General features: G+C 52.4%; 21 protein-coding genes and 2 pseudogenes. All 23 read right to left on the reverse strand.

Features of this window, described 5'->3' with window-relative positions:
* Positions 1 to 94 precede the first annotated feature (94 nt).
* The 23 genes and pseudogenes from ACNSPV_RS12920 to ACNSPV_RS13030 all read right to left on the reverse strand — a co-directional run bounded on the left by ACNSPV_RS12920 (position 95) and on the right by ACNSPV_RS13030 (position 17,248).
* Positions 95 to 550, reverse strand: a complete 456-nt coding sequence (locus tag ACNSPV_RS12920; RefSeq protein ID WP_348583066.1) for a (deoxy)nucleoside triphosphate pyrophosphohydrolase — start codon at positions 548 to 550, stop codon at positions 95 to 97.
* Entirely contained in the window at positions 547 to 1,761 is a 1,215-nt protein-coding gene (locus ACNSPV_RS12925) for a Fic family protein (RefSeq protein WP_348583064.1), read from the reverse strand. Before ACNSPV_RS12925 ends, ACNSPV_RS12920 begins: the two co-directional genes overlap by 4 nt.
* Positions 1,762 to 1,899: 138 nt before the next feature.
* Entirely contained in the window at positions 1,900 to 2,412 is a 513-nt protein-coding gene (locus tag ACNSPV_RS12930; RefSeq protein ID WP_005922551.1) for an NAD(+) diphosphatase, read from the reverse strand.
* A 2-nt stretch (positions 2,413 to 2,414) separates the two neighbouring features.
* Positions 2,415 to 2,906, reverse strand: a complete 492-nt coding sequence (locus tag ACNSPV_RS12935) for an HD domain-containing protein (RefSeq protein WP_097778870.1) — start codon at positions 2,904 to 2,906, stop codon at positions 2,415 to 2,417.
* Between the two features lie 52 nt (positions 2,907 to 2,958).
* Positions 2,959 to 3,219 carry a hypothetical protein gene (locus ACNSPV_RS12940; protein ID WP_004798084.1) on the reverse strand — a complete coding sequence of 87 codons (261 nt, stop codon included), beginning with the start codon at positions 3,217 to 3,219 and terminating at the stop codon, positions 2,959 to 2,961.
* A gap of 28 nt (positions 3,220 to 3,247) precedes the next feature.
* Positions 3,248 to 3,991: pseudogene (locus tag ACNSPV_RS12945) on the reverse strand (DUF554 domain-containing protein).
* Positions 3,984 to 4,466, reverse strand: a complete 483-nt coding sequence (locus ACNSPV_RS12950) for a peptide-methionine (S)-S-oxide reductase (protein ID WP_097774964.1) — start codon at positions 4,464 to 4,466, stop codon at positions 3,984 to 3,986. The pseudogene ACNSPV_RS12945 and the gene ACNSPV_RS12950 overlap by 8 nt, the downstream one beginning before the upstream one ends.
* A 97-nt stretch (positions 4,467 to 4,563) precedes the next feature.
* Positions 4,564 to 4,968: a GNAT family N-acetyltransferase gene (locus ACNSPV_RS12955; protein ID WP_227621721.1), complete on the reverse strand. Its 405-nt coding sequence runs from the start codon at positions 4,966 to 4,968 to the stop codon at positions 4,564 to 4,566.
* Positions 4,969 to 5,002: 34 nt separating this feature from the next.
* Positions 5,003 to 5,173 carry a hypothetical protein gene (locus ACNSPV_RS12960; RefSeq protein ID WP_172678648.1) on the reverse strand — a complete coding sequence of 57 codons (171 nt, stop codon included), beginning with the start codon at positions 5,171 to 5,173 and terminating at the stop codon, positions 5,003 to 5,005.
* Between the two features lie 43 nt (positions 5,174 to 5,216).
* Positions 5,217 to 5,822, reverse strand: coding sequence for a YczE/YyaS/YitT family protein (locus tag ACNSPV_RS12965; RefSeq protein ID WP_021885137.1), 606 nt, complete (start codon positions 5,820 to 5,822; stop codon positions 5,217 to 5,219).
* Positions 5,823 to 6,063: 241 nt separating this feature from the next.
* Positions 6,064 to 7,803 carry an adenine deaminase gene (gene ade / locus ACNSPV_RS12970; protein ID WP_348583063.1) on the reverse strand — a complete coding sequence of 580 codons (1,740 nt, stop codon included), beginning with the start codon at positions 7,801 to 7,803 and terminating at the stop codon, positions 6,064 to 6,066.
* A gap of 172 nt (positions 7,804 to 7,975) precedes the next feature.
* A complete protein-coding gene (locus ACNSPV_RS12975; protein WP_348583062.1) occupies positions 7,976 to 9,010 on the reverse strand; it encodes an alcohol dehydrogenase in 1,035 nt (344 codons plus the stop codon).
* Positions 9,011 to 9,117: 107 nt separating this feature from the next.
* The gene (locus ACNSPV_RS12980) at positions 9,118 to 9,975 is read right to left on the reverse strand and encodes a YitT family protein (RefSeq protein WP_348583060.1); all 858 of its coding nucleotides are present in this window, start codon (positions 9,973 to 9,975) and stop codon (positions 9,118 to 9,120) included.
* Positions 9,976 to 10,224: 249 nt separating this feature from the next.
* Positions 10,225 to 10,689: an Hsp20/alpha crystallin family protein gene (locus ACNSPV_RS12985; RefSeq protein WP_120019616.1), complete on the reverse strand. Its 465-nt coding sequence runs from the start codon at positions 10,687 to 10,689 to the stop codon at positions 10,225 to 10,227.
* Positions 10,690 to 10,926: 237 nt separating this feature from the next.
* Complete coding sequence (locus ACNSPV_RS12990; RefSeq protein WP_348583059.1) at positions 10,927 to 11,247, reverse strand: pyridoxal-phosphate dependent enzyme; 321 nt, start codon at positions 11,245 to 11,247, stop codon at positions 10,927 to 10,929.
* Positions 11,189 to 11,386, reverse strand: coding sequence for a PfkB family carbohydrate kinase (locus tag ACNSPV_RS12995; RefSeq protein ID WP_339395915.1), 198 nt, complete (start codon positions 11,384 to 11,386; stop codon positions 11,189 to 11,191). The genes ACNSPV_RS12990 and ACNSPV_RS12995 overlap by 59 nt, the downstream gene beginning before the upstream one ends.
* Before the next feature lie 12 nt (positions 11,387 to 11,398).
* On the reverse strand, positions 11,399 to 12,223 hold the full coding sequence (locus ACNSPV_RS13000; RefSeq protein WP_097785016.1) for a purine-nucleoside phosphorylase: 825 nt from the start codon (positions 12,221 to 12,223) through the stop codon (positions 11,399 to 11,401).
* Positions 12,224 to 12,387: 164 nt separating this feature from the next.
* The gene (locus ACNSPV_RS13005; protein ID WP_418268285.1) at positions 12,388 to 12,726 is read right to left on the reverse strand and encodes an ADP-ribosylglycohydrolase family protein; all 339 of its coding nucleotides are present in this window, start codon (positions 12,724 to 12,726) and stop codon (positions 12,388 to 12,390) included.
* A gap of 44 nt (positions 12,727 to 12,770) precedes the next feature.
* Positions 12,771 to 12,905: pseudogene (locus ACNSPV_RS13010) on the reverse strand (type I restriction enzyme endonuclease domain-containing protein); the annotation flags it as partial.
* 149 nt (positions 12,906 to 13,054) lie between these two features.
* Complete coding sequence (gene gnpA / locus ACNSPV_RS13015) at positions 13,055 to 15,214, reverse strand: 1,3-beta-galactosyl-N-acetylhexosamine phosphorylase (RefSeq protein WP_348583057.1); 2,160 nt, start codon at positions 15,212 to 15,214, stop codon at positions 13,055 to 13,057.
* Positions 15,215 to 15,254: 40 nt separating this feature from the next.
* Positions 15,255 to 15,443, reverse strand: coding sequence for a DUF6903 family protein (locus tag ACNSPV_RS13020; RefSeq protein WP_005926920.1), 189 nt, complete (start codon positions 15,441 to 15,443; stop codon positions 15,255 to 15,257).
* An 11-nt stretch (positions 15,444 to 15,454) separates the two neighbouring features.
* Complete coding sequence (locus ACNSPV_RS13025; RefSeq protein ID WP_291016282.1) at positions 15,455 to 16,351, reverse strand: carbohydrate ABC transporter permease; 897 nt, start codon at positions 16,349 to 16,351, stop codon at positions 15,455 to 15,457.
* A gap of 12 nt (positions 16,352 to 16,363) precedes the next feature.
* Positions 16,364 to 17,248 (reverse strand): carbohydrate ABC transporter permease, encoded by an 885-nt coding sequence (locus ACNSPV_RS13030; protein ID WP_005926926.1) that lies wholly within the window; start codon positions 17,246 to 17,248, stop codon positions 16,364 to 16,366.
* Positions 17,249 to 17,281 lie beyond the last annotated feature (33 nt).

The following is a 17,281-nucleotide window of genomic DNA, read 5'->3' on the forward strand; positions in this document are numbered from 1 at the left end:
ATTCAGAGGCCTCTGTTTTACAATTTTTTCGAAATAGCGGCTTTCACCAGCAGCGTCATAGGACGGCGCAGTTCATCTTTCATTCCGGGAATCCTCAGCATCTCTGCAGAGGTTCGTTGTCATATTCGCTGGTATGGAGTGGTTTCACTGGCTGCATTGAACTTCTGATAACATCCAAAATAGTCTGATCCGCCGGGAGCCACGGAACGGAATCAAACTCCTCCTTCGTCAGCCACCGCGCAGCTTCCGCTTCTTTCAGCACAAGCTCGCCGGAAACCACTTCACACCAGAAGCAGTCCATGGAAAGATGAAACGCCGGATAATCGTACTCGACCGTACCAATCCGGTCACCCACGGCGATTTCCGTGTCCAGTTCTTCTTCGATTTCCCGCTTCAGAGCCTGCTGCGGGGTTTCGCCCGGCTCGATTTTGCCGCCCGGAAACTCCCATTGACCCTTGTAGTCGCCATAACCGCGGGCAGTGGCGTAGATTTTGCGCTTTTCCTGCATGGAGTCGCAAATCACAGCGGCCACAACACGAATCGTTTTCATAACGTTCTCCTTTTGGATTCATTAGGCCGACCATCAGAAGTCCCACCGACACGATAGAACACCCTGTTTCCTGCTTTTCTTGCAGTAAGCAGCCCCATCTCATGGAATTTCATCACAAACGTCCGAATGGTTGCATACGCAGCGTTTCGGAAATCCTTTTCCAGCTGCTTTGTGGTAAACTCCTCTGCACCATAAGCAGACAGAACATACTCCCAGAGCAGCCGTTCTTTTTCTGTGATTTTTCCTTCCGCAAGAGCAGTTTGATATACCTCAAGATCAGTTTTCGGCGGGACTGCATCCACCTGCAGGCGGTTATAGACCTCATTGCAGAAGTAGAACAGAAAGGGAGTCACATCCGTATAGCCGGAAATCAGAGCATTTCTCTCCACGCGTTCGTAGGCTTTGTAATATGCGTCCTTGTTTTCAGCGATGTATCGGGAAAACGGCGTGAACAGTGCCGCAGGATAGCCCTGCTGAACAAGATACCAGAGGTGGAATAGCCGTGCAGTGCGTCCATTCCCGTCAAAATAGGGGTGGTAGTACGCAAAGGCAAAGTGCAGAATGGCAGCCTTATGCAGCTCATTGATGCCGTCATTGGCATTCGCAAAATCGACAAGACATTTCATGGCACCGGGAAGCCGCTCTGCCGGAAGTCCCGGTCTGGGTTCTTCACCGCCCACAATAAAAACCTCGCCATGCCGATAAAAGTGGTTTGGCAGTAATCGATCTTCATCCGGGAGACAATCCCCTGTGCTGATCTGATATAGGTAATGCAGATTCTCCTCGGTGATCCTATTCTGACGATTCGCGATAAACTCCAGTCCGCGCTTCATACCATAGATGCGGGCTTCTTGTTCATCACGAGGGGCATAACCATCGAGGATATAACGGATACTGCTGCGGGTCGAGCGGATACTTTCAATTTGAAAAGTAGCATAAATTTCCTCGGTCATCGCCGACAAACCGAAGTTTTGTCCACTGACAGGGACAGAGAGCAACCGCTTCATACCATTTGTTGAAATTTGCGCGAGGTTCGGCAGGTAAAACAGCTTATTTCCAGAAAAATCAGTCAACGGCAGAGGCTGCGCAAAGTTTTGCCGCAGCAATTCGGCAAATTCTTTGACGCTGACAGTCGAGTACTTGTATTCCATCCGATTGAGTTCAAACAAATGCTTATCTGAAAGCATTTTGGCAAACTGTGCCCCATCCATTCTGTCCACCTCGCAGTTAATACTTATTGATACTACATAGTATCAATATACCGATTCTTTATAAAAAAGTCAACCGAAACAGGCCGAACCAACTTTTTTCCATACTTTCCGTCAAAATTCCCGCGGCACAGCCACGAATCACATCTCCATCGGCTTATTCCCCACTTCGTCCAGATACGCATTCAAAAATTCCGCTGCAAGGCTGTTGGGACGGATGTTTTCTCTGGCTTCCTGTGGGGTGAACCACTTGCAGCGGTCCACTTCGTGGTTGATATGCAGCGCCTTTGCGGTTCTGACGAAAGCTGTAAAGTTGCACATCAGCGTGTTGGACGGCTCAAAAAACTTAGTACGGTTGAACCGGAGGTGCTCTACTTCCAACCCGGTTTCTTCCCGGACTTCCCGCACCACGGCGTGTTCTTCTGCCTCACCGCGGTTCACATACCCGGCCACCAGAATATAAGAGGGCTTGCCGTACTGCTGGATGAGCAGAATTTTCCCGGTTTCCTCATCCACAACAATCATGCTGACTGCCACATTGTACATCGGGAACCGGTATTGCTGGCATTTCGGGCAATAAGGCACAATGCCCTCTTCTTCCAGTTCTTTTTCAATCAATGCCGTACCGCATTCAAAGCAATGCTTCTGAATCATTTTTACACTCCAAACACTGTTTTCGTCAGCCGGATACCTGCTGCCGTCTTCATCGTATGTTCCATAAAGGTTCGGATTGCCTGCTGACCGTACCCGCTTTCGGACGCATTGACGATATAATCTGCCTCAATCAGAATCTGATAGTCAATGCCGTCGATCTGCGCCGGACTATGGTGGTGCCCTACCAGATAGGCCACCCGGTCGATCTGTTCTGCTGTCATGCCGGTATCCGCCAAGAACTCCCTCACCAGCGGGGCACCCTCCTGCTCCTGATATTTACCATTGGTGTTGCCGTACTTTTTGCGGCAGAGCGGGCAGGCGATATCGTGGGTGATGGCCGCCACCTCCAGAATAAACTGCGTGTCTGCGTCCAGCCCCTCCAGCTCACCAATGGTTTTGGCATAGGTCCACACGCAGCTCAGGTGCGTGATGTCATGGATATTCCCTTCGGAAAAGGCGATCATCTTTTCCATGATCTGTGCAATGGTCATCATTTGTTTCACTCCCGTTTTTAATACTTAAATGTTCACCTTGATAAACGCGAACTTATTCTTCAAATTTTTTATGACACTTTGGACATTCTTTAGGGATCGGCCTATAACCAACAAGCGAGCAACCGCAATAAGGACATTTCATCATGGTGAGATGATATACAATACCACCAATAACAACCATTGCACCGATTAGCAGGCATAGGTTTACTCTGTACTCCTTTGCCGTCATTGCTCCTATTACTGCGAGCAATATTCCTATCATCAAAATGATCCAAGAAATGGCGGCCTGCTTTTGTGGGCTATTGTTTTTCATATAATCACACCCCTCCACAAATTCCGATTCATAAAATCCCCGTCAGCGCCACTGCAACCAGAAGGGACGGCAGCAGGTTTGCCACCTTGATGGTTCTTGGCCATACCAGATTGATGCCCACACAAAAAATCAGAATATTTCCTATCAGCGAGAGATTGTTCAGCACAGCGTCCGTCATAAAGCCGGACAGCACTACCGCAAGAGCCGTCATGGCACCTTGCAGCACTGCCACCGGAATAAATGAAAACACGCAGCCCTTGCCCATGGAGGACGCCATGATGAGCACAATGATAAAGTCCAGAATCGCTTTTGCCACCAGCGTGGAATGGTCGCCGTAGATGCCATCCTGAATGGAGCCGATGACGGCCATTGCCCCGATGCTCACCGTCAGGGATGCCGACATGAAGCCGTTGACGAACTAGTTGTCGCCGTCACTGCCAGTCTTGTGTTTGAGCCACTCGCCAAAGCGTTCAAACTGTGCATCCAGATCAATAAGTTCACCCAGCAGCGCACCCAACGCCAGCGATAGAATCATGACCATAGAGCCACCGGTGCTCAAAGTTCCGTCTGGCCTAACCGTCAGTATCTTGGAGAGCGTTCCCGCCGCTCCCAGAAACACCACGGAAAAGCCCGTGGCTTTGATGATTGTATCCTGATAGCGCTCTTTCGAAAGCGTTTGAACAGAATACCCAGCACACCGCCTATCACAATGGCCAGCGCATTGATGATCGTTCCCAATCCCCGCATTTTCGTTTTTCCTTTGCTTACTGATTCCTGTATTTGTTTAAGACTTCATCCGGGATATGACAGTAGCTGCAATCTTCCGGGTACCGCTCCAGATGGTGCTGATGCTCCTCTGCACTCCGGACGTAATTCGTCAGCGGCAGCACTTCCACAACGATTTTATCCCGGTCCTTCCGGCTGTCAATAAAGGCTCTTGCTTCTTCCAGATGTCCGGGATTTGTGCTGTAAAGCCCCGTGCGATACTTTTTTCCAACATCAACGCCCTGTTTGTTCAGGCTGTACGGGTCGATGATTTCAAACAGATGCTCCATAAGCTCTGTAACACTGGTACATTTCTCATCAAAGACCACTTTAACGCACTCTGCGTATCCATCATACGGGCCGTCCAGCGTGTTTGTTGTTCCGTTGGCTCTCCCGGCTTCGGTCGTCCGTACACCGGGCACCGTGTCAAAAAAATGCTGGACGCCCCAAAGGCACCCGCCTGCAATGTATACCGTTTCCATACTCTTGACTTTCCTTCTTTTACTGGTACAGTTTGCATCCATGCTCTGTACTCCTTACGGTTTCCTTGCTAGCTGCAAATCGATCCATCATACCAACTCACAAAAAGTGCTTCCGCACCATTGCAGAGTAATTATCATATTGTTGAAAGCCATATCGCTCATAAAATGGGATCGTTTTAGGATCAGACGGCATAACTTTCACATACAGAAGATTTTGATAGAAACTCATGATCCGTTTCATCAGCTCATCTCCAATGTACTGTCCCTGATAAGCAGGGTCCACCAAAAGATAATGCAAAAATGCGACTGTTTCTCCATCATCAAGCGCGCGAACCAGCCCGACCAGCTTATCACCATCCCACGCAGAAATAACTCGTGTGGAATTGTGCATCGCACGGACAAGTTTTTCGGGATAATTGCCGGATTCCCAGTGAACGGATAAAAACAGTTTCTGCAATTCATCGGCCGTGAAATCTTTTGTTTGTTTATACTCGATTTCCATGATGCACCCCTTTATAACTTCCACAAACGTGAATTTAGTAACGCAAAAGGAAGTATATGACATACACCCAACTAAGTAATCCATGAAAAATCGCCCAACCGACAGACTTCCACGCTGTATAACTAATAACCATAGCTAATGCACTTCCAAAAGTTATTCCTGATTTTACCGTTTTCTTGACATTCGTTGATTTATTATCTTCCATATTTGTTTCCTCCACAAATTCTAAGTTGTAAGTTTCTTTACTATCATATCTTTAAAACTTGTTTTGCTTTCGCATTAACAAATTGGATAATTGGGCCTGAAATGATAACTGTAATAAGCGTGCATACACCAAACTTTCCGCCAAACAAAACACCTGTAACAACAACCAAAATATCCAATGCCATTCGGACAAATTTAATCTGCCAGTGATTTTTTTCTGCTAAAGCAAAAGTGACTGCCTCATAGGAGCCTCTACCAAGGGATGCCGACGCATATAGTCCTGTTCCGACAGCAAACAAAACCACTCCTAACAACATAATTAAAAAATTGATCCACTTATAGGTACTGTAAATATGGCAGTTAGCAAACAAATCTACACAGGTACTGTATACAATCTGGTACAACACAGTTCCTATATGAATCTGACTTTTATCGTAAATGAGCGCAAACAAAATCATTCCCAATGCTACAACAAAAGATGCTGTGCCAATGCTTATGTGAAATGTTCTTGCAATCCCCTGCCACAGCACCGCAAGCGTAGCTCCGCCAAATCCAGCATACAGTGCAAGTGTAATTCCATAAGCCGCAATTATAGAACCTATTACGAGGATTGCCAATTTCTTTAGTGTTTTTTTATTGTTATTTTTCATTGACTTTTAATAATTCACTCCTCGTATAATTTTCTTTGGGTTTAAAGCATCCCGTTAGCAACCGCTCTAATTTATTTAATACCAGCAAATTACTCTCCTCCACAAATTCCGATTTATCAAATAAGAATTTCCGTCAATTTTTCTCTTGATGTGGCTCGCTTCTAAGAGTAGGAACGAACTGTTCTGTTGCCGGAGACGGACCATTCGGGTCGGTCTCCGGCAGTATTTTTGTTATCGCCTATTAAAAAACAGCCGGAACGACTTTCTGCTGCGCTACATCGATGATGCCGTATGTATTCAGTCTGAGTTTTGGAATGACCGGAAGGCTGACGAAGGCGAGGGTCATAAAAATGCCGATGTCTTCCGCCACGCCATGTGCCTTGAGGGCATCGTTCAGCGCCTGCATTTTCGCCGCAACGCTCTCTGCGCTTTCGGTGCTCATCAATCCGGCCACCGGAAGCGCAAGTTCTGCCACGACCTGTCCACCTGCCACAAACGCAAGTCCGCCTTTGTTTTTCCGCACAGTGTTGCCGGCCAGCATCATATCGGTATCGTTGTCCCCTGCCACAATCAAGTTATGGGAATCATGTGCGATGCTCGATGCAGCGGCTCCGCATTTCAGGCTGAAGTTTCCTAAAAAGCCAATGCCCACATGGCCGGAGTGATGATGCCGCTCAAAAACGGCCAGTTTTACGATGTTGTGTTCCGGGTCCACACCGGGAGCTTTGCCCGGATGCCGTTGGAACGGGATGATTTTTTCCTCCGTAAGCAGCTCGCCCCGGTTCAGGCAGATGACACGCTCCTGCTCCCCGCTTTCCCGAAGTTCCAGGTCCTGCAGTGTGATCTCATCCAGATCAAAGGAATCCATAACGTGGGAAAATCTCACACGGTCGATGTCAAGCGGTGCGGGTTTCAGCGTTTTTCCGTGCTCGGCCACCAGCGTGCCATTCTTGTAAACCTGTTCGACCGTAAAGGATTCCAGATCAGAAACCACAACCAGATCTGCCCGGTACCCCGGTGCTACGGCACCGCGCTGCTTGAACCCAAAATACTGTGCCGGGACCAGCGTTGCCATTTTGACGGCCACTGCTGGGTCTGCGCCCAGCCGGATCGCTTTACGGATGTTGGAATCGATGTGGCCGCTGTCCAGCAGGTCACCGGGGTGCTTATCATCCGTCACCAGCATACAGCGGCTGCAATAGGGCTCCCGGAACAGCGGCATCAGGGCCTCCATATTTTTGGCAGCCGTTCCTTCCCGGATCATGATGTATTGTCCGCGCCGGAGTTTTTCCATGGCTTCCTCGATGTTGGAGCACTCGTGATCGGACTGAACGCCTGCCGCAATATAAGCATTCAGGTCCTTAGCACTCAAAAGCGGTGCGTGTCCATCCACAATCTTTCCCGCTTCGGTGCAGTCGCGGATCTTCTGCAGGATCTTCGGGTCACAGCGCACCGTCCCATAGGCATTCATCAGCTCCGCAAGCCCCAGCACGCGGGGATCGCCGTAGTAAGGCCGGAGCTGTTCTGCGTTCAGCACCGCACCGGATTCATCCAGATCCGTGGCCGGAACGCAGGAGGGCAGCATGAAATAAACCGAAAGGGTCAGATTTTTTGTCGTTTCCAGCATAAAATCCAAGCCTTCCAGCCCCGCAACGTTCGAGATCTCGTGTGGGTCTGTGACCACCGCAGTGGTACCGTGGGGCAGCACTGCCTGCTCGAAAGCCGGACCACAGAGCATGGAGCTTTCGATGTGGATATGCCCATCGATCAGGCCCGGGCAGACATATTTGCCGTGCAGATCAACTTCTTTCCGGCCATGATACGTTCCCACGCCCACGATCGAATTTCCGCTGATGGCAATATCAGCGGTGTCGATCTCATCGGTAAACACATTGACAATTCTGGCATTTTTCAAAACCAGATCAGCCAAAGCATCTCCTCTGCCTGCCGAGATCCGGCGTTTCAGCTCATCAGACTGCATAGAAACATCTCCTCTCTCTGAAGTTCGATTTTCTCACCTGTGGATTGGTTCTGCCATTATTCTACCACGCCTTGCCGCTGCGGAAAAGATGTCGGGAAACAAAAATGGCCCCGGAGGGCTTGTTACAGCTCTCCGGGGCCACCTTATGTGCGTTGTGCCTTGGCGCAGACCGTCAGCACTCCACTGCCACCTTGATCACGCCGTCCCGTTTCTTTTCAAACAGCTCGTAGCCCTCTGCGATCCGGCGCAGGGGGTAGGTGTGGGTGATGAGCGGTTCGGTATCGATCTTGCCTTCTGCGATGAGACGCAGCGTTTCTTCACAATCGCAGCCGTCCACGCCGCCGGTCTTGAAGGTGAGGTTTTTGCCGTACATTTCCGGCAGCGGCAGGGTCTGTGCCTTATCGTACAGCGCCACCACCGTTACAACGGCGTTGGGCCGTGCACACTCCCATGCCAGCCGGAAGGTGGAGTCTGCCCCTGCCACCTCCAGCACCACATCGGCCCCGCCGTGGTCGCTGTGGGCACGCACAAAGGCGGCGCAGTCCTCCGGCTGCACCGTGAGCACCTGCGGGTAGTGCCGACGGATGAACTGCAACCGGTTCTCGTCCTTTTCGCACACGATGATGCGCTTGGGGCTGTGCAGCATGACGCACAGCAACGTGCAGATGCCGGTAGGCCCTGCGCCCAAAATCAGCACGGTATCCTCCGGGGTGATCTCCGAGATGCGTGCCGCCCAAAAGCCGGTGGCCAGCACATCGCCCACCAGCAGCGCCTGCCGATCGGTAACGCCGTCCGGGATCTTGTTCAGCCCCTGATCCGCAAAGGGCACCCGGACGTACTCCGCCTGCCCGCCGTCGATGCGGCAGCCCAGCGCCCAGCCGCCGTTTTGATCGGTGCAGTTGTTCACAAAGCCTTTTTTGCAGAAAAAGCACTCTCCGCAGAAGGTCTCCACGTTCACCGTCACCCGGTCGCCGGGTTTCACATTGGTCACCGCACTGCCCACTTCTTCTACGATGCCCACCATCTCGTGCCCTACCGTGATGCCGGGTACCGCCCGGGGCACGCTGCCGTGCTTGATGTGCAGATCGCTGGAGCAGATACTGGCAAGGGTCACCTTTACAATGGCGTCCCGCTCGTGCTGCAGCACCGGCTTTGGTTTTTCCATCAGGGCAAACGTTCCCTCTGAAACATAGGTATAGGTCAGCATGCTTATTTCCTCCATGCGCTTTGATCTTTCCGGACTTGAGTATACCACGCAGCTATGGCAAAGAGCAAGCCGCAAAAGGCCCGCCCTTTGCGGCAGCTCTCCGCCGATCAGATCTTGGGCTGATACTGCATGCTGGACACATTGTAAATGGTAACAAAAGCCTTGGGGTCTTCCCGGTTGATAAAGTTCATCAGCTTCTGATATTCGCTCTTGTCCACGATGGTAATGATCTCGTTGTGCTTTTCCAGATTGTATGCACCGATGGCCTCGTACATGGTCGCACCGCTGTGCAGGTCATGGAGGATGAACTGACGCAGCGCCTCCTCTTTTTCGGTGATGATGCAGACGCGGCGTTTGATGCTGTTATCAAAGATGAAATGGTCCAGCACGATGCCGTTGAAATAAGTACCGAGGATACTCAGCACCACGGTCTTTTTATCGTAGACCAGGGCCGCGGAAAGCGCCACACACATTCCCGACAGAGACATGGCTTTTCCCAATTCCATGTGCAGGTACTTGTTCATGATCTTTGCCACGATATCCAGCCCGCCGGAGGATGCATTGCGGTTGAACAAAATACTCAGCCCGACGCTGACCACCAGAATATAGCACAGCACGTCCAGCTCCTGACTGCCGGTCATCGAGCCGAACTCCGGGAACAGCTTTTCAAACAGCCCCAGAAACACCGGCAGCAGCACACTGGTGTATACGGTCTTTGCGCCAAATTCTCTGCCGCAGGTAAAGAACCCGATGATGAGAAGCACGACGTTCAGGATCATCGTAATGACCGACAAGGGCAGCGGCACAAAATTGGACAGCACGATGCCAAGGCCGGAAATGCTGCTGACGGATGTATGGCTCGGCACCAGAAAAAAGAAAACACCCGCCGCAATGATCGCCACCGCCCCGGTCAGGACTGCCGTCTCCCTCAGGACTGCGCCGGTCTTTCCTTTTACATCACTCATCTTTGTCCCCCTAAAATCAAATTTGTTTCACCGATCTCCTCATCTTTGTCGATGCGGACAAGGAGCTTACCGCCAAAGCGTTTGTATTCCATAGTGAAGTACCTCCATAAATTCCGAGTTGCTGTTCTCAGTATACCATGATTTTCCCTTGCGGAAAAGATAGCGAAACAAAAATGCCCCCGGAGGGCTTGTTGCGGCTCTCCGGGGGCATCTTATGTGCGTTGTGCTTTGGCGCACACGACCGGCGTTTTACTCGATTTCGATCAGGTTCGGGTTCTCAGGCAAAGCCTTCGTCTGCTGAGGAGCAGGCAGCTCGACGTGCAGGACGCCATCCTCGAACTTTGCGTGGATGTCTTCCTTCTTCACATCGCCCACGTAGAAACTGCGTGCGCAGGTGCCGGAGAAGGATTCGCGCCGCAGATAGCGGCCCTTCTTATCCTTTTCGTCGTTGCTGTGGCTGCGCACTGCCTGAATGGTCAGGTAGCCGTCGTCCAGTTCCATCTGGACGTCTTCCTTCTTGCAGCCCGGCAGGTCAACAGCTACTTCGTAGCCATTGTCCGTCTGTTTGACATCGGTCTTCATCATGTTTGCACCACGCTTACCAAAGGCGCCACGAGCCTCACGGTTCATAGCACGTTCCAGTGCAGCGTCATTCCAGAACGGATCGAAGAAATCATCGAACAGGTTTTCATGGAAAACAGTCGGCATAAGCATAAATCATTCCTCCAATCCCGGCGTTCGGGTCGGGGCAAAAAATCTGAAGCGTCCACTCAGAAAGGCTTTCCGGGGAGCCTTGCGGCTCTCCTTTTGCCCTTCCTCCTGAGCACGCCACTGTTATAGCACCGTTAATTAGCAGTGTCAATAGAAGAGCGCTAAAATTCATAAAAGAATAATACTTTTATAAAATCCTATGCAATCTTTTCAAAATTCAGTCGCATCATCGTGTTTTTATCATTTCTGCCGGTACATCGGCGTAGACAGATATTTCATGCCGTTGTCCGGGACGATGACCACGATGTTCTTTCCCTGATTCTCCGGTCTGCGGCCCACCTGCACCGCTGCGTGCAAAGCCGCTGCTGCCGATGTGCCTAGAAACAGTCCTTCCGCCCGTAGCACCTCATGGGCCGTTTCGTAGGCTTCCTCGGTGCGGACATTGATGCACGCATCGCTCCAGTTTGGCCGCAGATAGTCGGAAAGTGCGCTTTCCGGCACATCATACGCCGGCAAAACGCCATCTATGATCTGCGCATACTGACAATCCAGCTCGTGCAAAGGCGATAGACTGGTTTGCGCCTTTCCCTCCAAAGCCCCGCTGCATGGACTTGGCTGCAAGGGTCTCTTTGGGCGCGAGAAAGTGCTCGACCTCATAGGTATAATCGTAGTTGAGGGAACCAAACGAAAGGATTTTCATGGTATATCTTTTTTACTCCATTCTCTGAATCACCGCACCCAGCCATCGGCACAGGGTATCGCCTGCCTGATTTGCGATCTCCAGCACACGGGCGTGGCTATGCTTGACCGTCTGGATGCCGGTGGCCATGTTAGTGATGCAGCTGACGGCCAGTACCTTCATGCCCATGTAGTTGCAGACCATGGTTTCCGGCACGGTGCTCATGCCCACGGCATCGGCTCCCATCCCCGCAAAGGCGCGAATTTCAGCCGCCGTTTCATAGCAAGGGCCCATAAAGCCCATGTAAACGCCCTCCTTGTAGGCAATGCCCAGTTCATCGGCAGTCTGCTTGGCAAGGTTCCGCAGTTCCAGACTGTAAGGTTCGGTCATGTCCGGGAAGCGGGGGCCGAAGCGCTCATCGTTGGGGCCAATGAGGGGGTTCGTGCCCATCATGTTGATGAAGTCGGTAATGAGCATCAGGGTGCCCGGCGCAAACTCCCGGTTGATGCCGCCGCATGCATTGGTCAGCACCACCTTTTCCACGCCCAGCAGCTTGAACACATAGAACGGGTAGCAGACTTCCTTCATGGAGTAGCCCTCATAGAAATGGAAGCGGCCTTCCATGGCGTAGACTTCCGTGTCCCCCAGCTTGCCAGCCAACAATGCACCTTTGTGTCCTGCCACCGTGGATACCGGGAAGTTGGGGATATCCTTGTAGGACAGTTCTTCCGTGTCCGTAAAGTCCGCGGTCAGCTTGCCAAGGCCGGAGCCCAGCACCACCGCGATCTTCGGGCGCTTTTTCGTGTGCGTCTTGATATATTCCGCACTTTCCAGTGCCTTTTCATAAAGATGTTCCATACCGTTCTCTCCTTTTCCCAAAAATTCGATATACTCTCTGGATTCAGTATATCGGATTTCTCAGGCCGATGCAAGACGCCCTCCATCGAGTCTTATTAAAAACCAAGGAGCAGATACTTCACATCACGAGTGTGTTGTATCTGCTCCTTGGTTCTCCGAATGTCTTATCTCTGGCCGATGTTCCACCGAAACAGCTCATATCCTTCCCGGATATCCTCCGGCAGACGTTTCAAAGTCTCGTCCCGCAGTTCCTGCGGCATCCCGTAAAAAGCTTCGGCAATGCCGCCGGTGATGCAGGCAAGGGTGTCGCTGTCGCCGCCCAGAGAAACTGCATTGCGAAGTGCATCCTCAAAACTGACGCTTTCCAGAAAAGCGATGATGGCTTCCGGCACAGTTTCCTGACAGGTCTCCACATGATGATAGGTCGGCCGAATTTCATCGCAGGTGCGGTTCAGGTCATAACCGAAGGTCTGCTCCACATAAGGAATCCGATTGTCAAGCACAAATCAACGACATTTCATACAATTCATACTACCATGTTGTCAGTTCACATCTCACACTGGCTAATGACCGTGCTGATTGCCGTATCATAATCTTCCGGTGGATACTTATATTTTTTCAGCAAGTGCTTCACCATCTTACGCATACTCGCACGGGCAGTTTCTTTTTTCTGCAGGTCTATTACGCTTGCATTACTGAATTTCTGCGTTTCCAGCCATCTCCATTGCAGCGTTCGATTGACACAGGTTGAGTTATCGGCAGATACAGCAAACACAACGGGCGGCTCTGGTAACAGAGCTGCCCGTTGTGTTCGTTTATGAAAAGGAGAACTTAGATCTCATACCACTTGATCTCGTTGGCATCCAGATGCAGAGCAAAGCTGCTGCCGTCTGTGGTGTAAACGGTGGTGTCCTGCGGCTCGTACGTGTTGTTCACCACACAATACTTGCCGTTCTTGACGTAGGCGTGAACTTCTACATTATAATTGGAGCTGAACCATGTATGCAGTTCCTCCTCGCTGTGGGCACTCCACAGGATAGCGCGGTAAAGGGTGCGGCTGTTGGCAAAACTGTAAGGCACACCGCTGATGTACACGGCACGACCCTTGCCGAAGTCGTGTGCCGCCATCTGCACTTCTTTGTTTCGCTGCACCAGCACCTCGGTGCCCTCGAGGGCGTAGATGTTCTTTTTACCCTCGCCAAAGTCCACGGGCCGGTCGGCGTCCTGCAGGATAAAGTGGTCGGGGTGCTCCTCCCAGTTGTATTTGTCGTAGTTGAGGGTGAAGCCGTTTTCTTCCTCCACGCCCAGCACGCTGGCAAGCTGGAGAACGTGGCCCTGATACGGGTGACCGGAAGGCTCACCCACGCCGATAAAGCCGCCGCCGTTCCAGACGAACTTGCGGATAGCGGAGGAGATCTCCGGGTCTTCCCACCAGATGCCGCCGGTGTGTGCGGTGTCGGCATCGCCGACATTGATAATGACATCCAACGAATCCAGCAGATGCGGGTCGTTCTTGATATCCTCAAAGCTGATAAACTTCACATCAAAGGGCGCACCGGACAGCATCTCAATGACACCGGCATAGCTATAGTTCTGCTTGTAATAGAGGGCGTGATGCACCATGTGACAGCCCCAAGCCCGCATTTTACCCCAACAGTTCAGCACGGCCACTCGCTTGACACAGTAGGGTGTGGTGCCCTTGATGTTCTCGTACAGTTCGCGGAACTCGTTGCAGACGCTCTCCACGTAGTCCACGAACTCCGGGAACTGCAAGGCCAGTTTCAGATAGCCGCCATAGCCGATGCGGTCGATGGGCTTGCGCAGGATAGCGCGGCGGGCTGTAACCCAGTTCTCCTTGGCTTCCCGCACGGGGTCGCCGCCCTCGTGGAAGGTGTCGGGGAAGAAGTACGGCAGGAAACGGCCCTCGGTGTACTTCACGCCCTCAATGTCAGAGATCAGGCGCAGGGTGGAGCCGTTGCCCACGCTGCCCACTACGGCATCCAGTCCGATGGTCTTGAACTCCGGCATGAAAGGTTCGGTGCCGATCCAGTGATCGCCGAGGAACATCATGGCTTCGCACCCGCACGCGTGGGTGATATCCACCATCTCCTTGGCAAGCTTTGCCACCTCGCGGCGCTGGAAGGCCTGAAAATCCCGGAATTCCTTGCTGGGCACCCGGTACTGGTTGTTATAGTAGCCCTGATCGATGATGTACTCCGGGCGGAACTTGTAGCCCACTTCCTGCTCAAACTGGTTGAGGATATAAGGGCTGACCGAAGCAGAGTATCCATACCAGTCCACGAACTTCTCCCGCTTCAGCTCGTCGAAAATCAGGGTGAACTGGTGGAAGAAGGTGGTGTAGCGGATGACGTTTACATAGGGGTGCTCTGCGATGAACTTGCGCAGGCGCTCCATAGAATACTTGTGGGTCTTGGGCTGACGCACATCAAAAGTGATCTGGTGCTCAAAGTTCGTCCAGCCGTTGGTGGTAGCGTTGTACATATGCACCGGGTCCCAGATGAGGTAAGCCAGAAAACTGACGGTATACTCATGGAACGGTACGGCCTGCACGGTCACACTGCCGTCGGCGTAGCTCCACTGCTCCGGCGGCACGGGCTGACCGGTGGTTCGGTCCATGACCTCCCACCAGCGGGTGATGTCGTCGTTGGTGTTCACCTGCATCAGCTCCGGGCTGATGCCCTTCATCAGCGGGATGGTCACGGTGTCGCCGGGGGCGGTGTAAAAGCCGGTCATGATGTAGCACTGCTGTACCTCGTCCGGGTTTGCCTTTGCCCATGCGTTGTCCTTGCGGGTGGTATAGTAGGTGGAGTAGATCTTGGCGTCCGCATCCTTGAGCTGCTGCGGGAAGTCGGTGCCGTCGCAGTCGCGGATGGCATCGGCACCCCACTTTTTTAAGATCTCCAATGTTTCGGGCACAACGTCCAAGTCTGTGGGAATGGTCACGCGCCCGGTCTTTCTTATTTCATCCATGGGAAACTCTCCTTTTGCCTCTCTTTGAATCGTAGGGGGGTCAATCGTAGGCGGCGTTATACAGCGCCAGCACTGCCAGCAGCAGCGCTACGCCCACCAGCATGATGCCAAGCCCTGCCAGTTGTCCAGTCATTTTCCAGCCGGACACCACCAGCACCAGTGCCAGTACGAACAGCACCAGCATCAGGATCATGCGCAGGGCGGGATGGTTTTTCCAGTATGCTTTCATCGTTTGTCACCTTAACCTTTCAGGCCGCCCACGGTCATGCCCTGCGTCAGCTGCCGCTGCACGCAGATGTACAAGATCAGGGTGGGCAGCATTACCAGCACAAGGCCTGCGTACATGGTGCCGTACTGGGCGGCGCTCTGCTGCGCCTGCATCAGGTTCAAAAGACCTACCGGCAGGGTGCGGGGTGCCTTGGTGGAGCTCATCAGGGTCATGGAGATGATATACTCGTTCCAGAAGGACAGGAAGTTGAACAGGATAATGGTGATGATGGAGGGCTTTGCCATGGGGAAGATGATGCGGGTCATGGTGGAAAAATAGCTTGCACCGTCGATATAGGCGGCCTCCTCAAAATCGTGGGGCAGGGTGGCAAAGTAGCCCGACAGCAGGTAGATGGTAAAGGGCAGCGCGGTGGCGGCGTACACCACCGCCAGCACCACCAGATTGTTCAGCAGAAAGCCGCTGCCGAAATGGCCTTTCAGCCACACATCGCCGTCCCGCAGCATCAGAAAGATGGGCACCACGATGTAGTTCACGTTGATGAACAAGCCCGCCATGAACAGGGTGTTCAGCACCTTGCACCCCTTGAAGTGAAAGCGGGACAGGCAGTAGGCGGCGGGCAGGGCAACGACCAGCAGCAGCGCCAGCGCCAGCGCGGTGACGATGACCGAGTTGAGCATATATTCGCCCATTTTCGCGCCGTTCCATGCGTTGACAAAGTTCTGCCAGTAGAAGCCGGCGGGCAGTGCCCAGGGGTTGCCGTAGAACTCTGCATTCTGCTTGATGGAGGCCATGAACACCCATGCCACCGGCACGATGATGGTAACGGCCAGCAGAACCAGCACAAAATAGATGAAAAACTTGTACAGACCTTCCGCAGAGCGGGAAGATTTTTCGGTGGTATTCTGCATCTTCTTCCCTCCTTAAAATTCCAGCGTATCGCGGTTGGTAACCTTGTTGACACAGGCGGACAGGGCAAACGAGAACAGGAAGATTACCACGCCGATGGCCATACTGTAACCATACAGGCCAGCGTCTTTCTGGCTGTACATATAGCTCAGCGCCACATCCGATGCGCCGTTGGGCCCGCCGCTGGTCATGGCCTTGACGAAGAGGAAGGCCATGTTGATGGTGGAGATGATAAAGAAGGTGAGGGTGGTGCGGATATTCGTCCAGATGAGGGGGATGGTGATCTGGAAGAACTGGGTCAGCCGCCCGGCACCGTCCAGATTGGCGCTCTCGTACAGGCTGATGGGCACGGCAGACATGGAGGCCATGTACATGACCATGTAGTAGCCGATGGCCTGCCACACCATGGCAATGATGATGGAGGGGATGACCAGTTTTTCGCCCTTCCACAGGATGGGGTCGCTCATGTTGCGGAACAGGCCGATGATGCTGTTCAACATGCCGTTTTCCGGCTTATAGATGGCAGAGAAGATGCCGGAGATGACGACCACCGACAGGATGTTGGGAATGTAGAAGATGATGCGGAAAAAGTTCTGCCCTTTGATCTTCTCCCGGGTGAGGATGGCCGCAAACACCAGTGCAAAGGCGAAGGTGATCAGGGTGACCGTTACCACCAGCAGGATCATATTCTGCATGGAGCGGATGAACTGGGCGTCCCGCAGCAGATGCTGGAAGTTTTTAAGCCCCACAAAGGTCTCGTTGGGAGAATAGGCACCCCGCTCATACAAACTCATGCGGAACACGTTGAGGGTGGGCAGGATCATAAAGAGGAAAAACAGGATGGTAGCCGGTGCCACACAGAGGAATACGAACCGTTTGCGGCTTTTATCCGTTCTCATAGGGGATTGACCGCTCCTTTCTTGATGGTACTG

Origin of the sequence: Faecalibacterium sp. 3 (genome assembly GCF_048323735.1) — a bacterium.
Taxonomy (GTDB): Bacteria; Bacillota; Clostridia; order Oscillospirales; family Ruminococcaceae; genus Faecalibacterium; species Faecalibacterium wellingii.

Coding starts and splice junctions, on each gene's coding strand:
- ACNSPV_RS12985 (WP_120019616.1), bottom strand. CDS start 10,689: ATGCTTATGCCGACTGTTTTCCATGAAAACCTGTTCGATGATTTCTTC.
- ACNSPV_RS12940 (WP_004798084.1), bottom strand. CDS start 3,219: ATGAAAAACAATAGCCCACAAAAGCAGGCCGCCATTTCTTGGATCATT.
- ACNSPV_RS13000 (WP_097785016.1), bottom strand. CDS start 12,223: ATGGAACATCTTTATGAAAAGGCACTGGAAAGTGCGGAATATATCAAG.
- ACNSPV_RS12975 (WP_348583062.1), bottom strand. CDS start 9,010: ATGCTGACCTATACCTATGTTTCAGAGGGAACGTTTGCCCTGATGGAA.
- ade (WP_348583063.1), bottom strand. CDS start 7,803: ATGCAGTCTGATGAGCTGAAACGCCGGATCTCGGCAGGCAGAGGAGAT.
- ACNSPV_RS12965 (WP_021885137.1), bottom strand. CDS start 5,822: ATGAAAAATAACAATAAAAAAACACTAAAGAAATTGGCAATCCTCGTA.
- ACNSPV_RS12995 (WP_339395915.1), bottom strand. CDS start 11,386: ATGAAAATCCTTTCGTTTGGTTCCCTCAACTACGATTATACCTATGAG.
- ACNSPV_RS12925 (WP_348583064.1), bottom strand. CDS start 1,761: ATGGATGGGGCACAGTTTGCCAAAATGCTTTCAGATAAGCATTTGTTT.
- ACNSPV_RS12950 (WP_097774964.1), bottom strand. CDS start 4,466: ATGGAAACGGTATACATTGCAGGCGGGTGCCTTTGGGGCGTCCAGCAT.
- ACNSPV_RS13030 (WP_005926926.1), bottom strand. CDS start 17,248: ATGAGAACGGATAAAAGCCGCAAACGGTTCGTATTCCTCTGTGTGGCA.
- ACNSPV_RS13020 (WP_005926920.1), bottom strand. CDS start 15,443: ATGAAAGCATACTGGAAAAACCATCCCGCCCTGCGCATGATCCTGATG.
- ACNSPV_RS12920 (WP_348583066.1), bottom strand. CDS start 550: ATGAAAACGATTCGTGTTGTGGCCGCTGTGATTTGCGACTCCATGCAG.
- gnpA (WP_348583057.1), bottom strand. CDS start 15,214: ATGGATGAAATAAGAAAGACCGGGCGCGTGACCATTCCCACAGACTTG.
- ACNSPV_RS12980 (WP_348583060.1), bottom strand. CDS start 9,975: ATGAGTGATGTAAAAGGAAAGACCGGCGCAGTCCTGAGGGAGACGGCA.
- ACNSPV_RS13025 (WP_291016282.1), bottom strand. CDS start 16,351: ATGCAGAATACCACCGAAAAATCTTCCCGCTCTGCGGAAGGTCTGTAC.
- ACNSPV_RS12930 (WP_005922551.1), bottom strand. CDS start 2,412: ATGATTCAGAAGCATTGCTTTGAATGCGGTACGGCATTGATTGAAAAA.
- ACNSPV_RS12935 (WP_097778870.1), bottom strand. CDS start 2,906: ATGATGACCATTGCACAGATCATGGAAAAGATGATCGCCTTTTCCGAA.
- ACNSPV_RS12955 (WP_227621721.1), bottom strand. CDS start 4,968: ATGGAAATCGAGTATAAACAAACAAAAGATTTCACGGCCGATGAATTG.
- ACNSPV_RS12960 (WP_172678648.1), bottom strand. CDS start 5,173: ATGGAAGATAATAAATCAACGAATGTCAAGAAAACGGTAAAATCAGGA.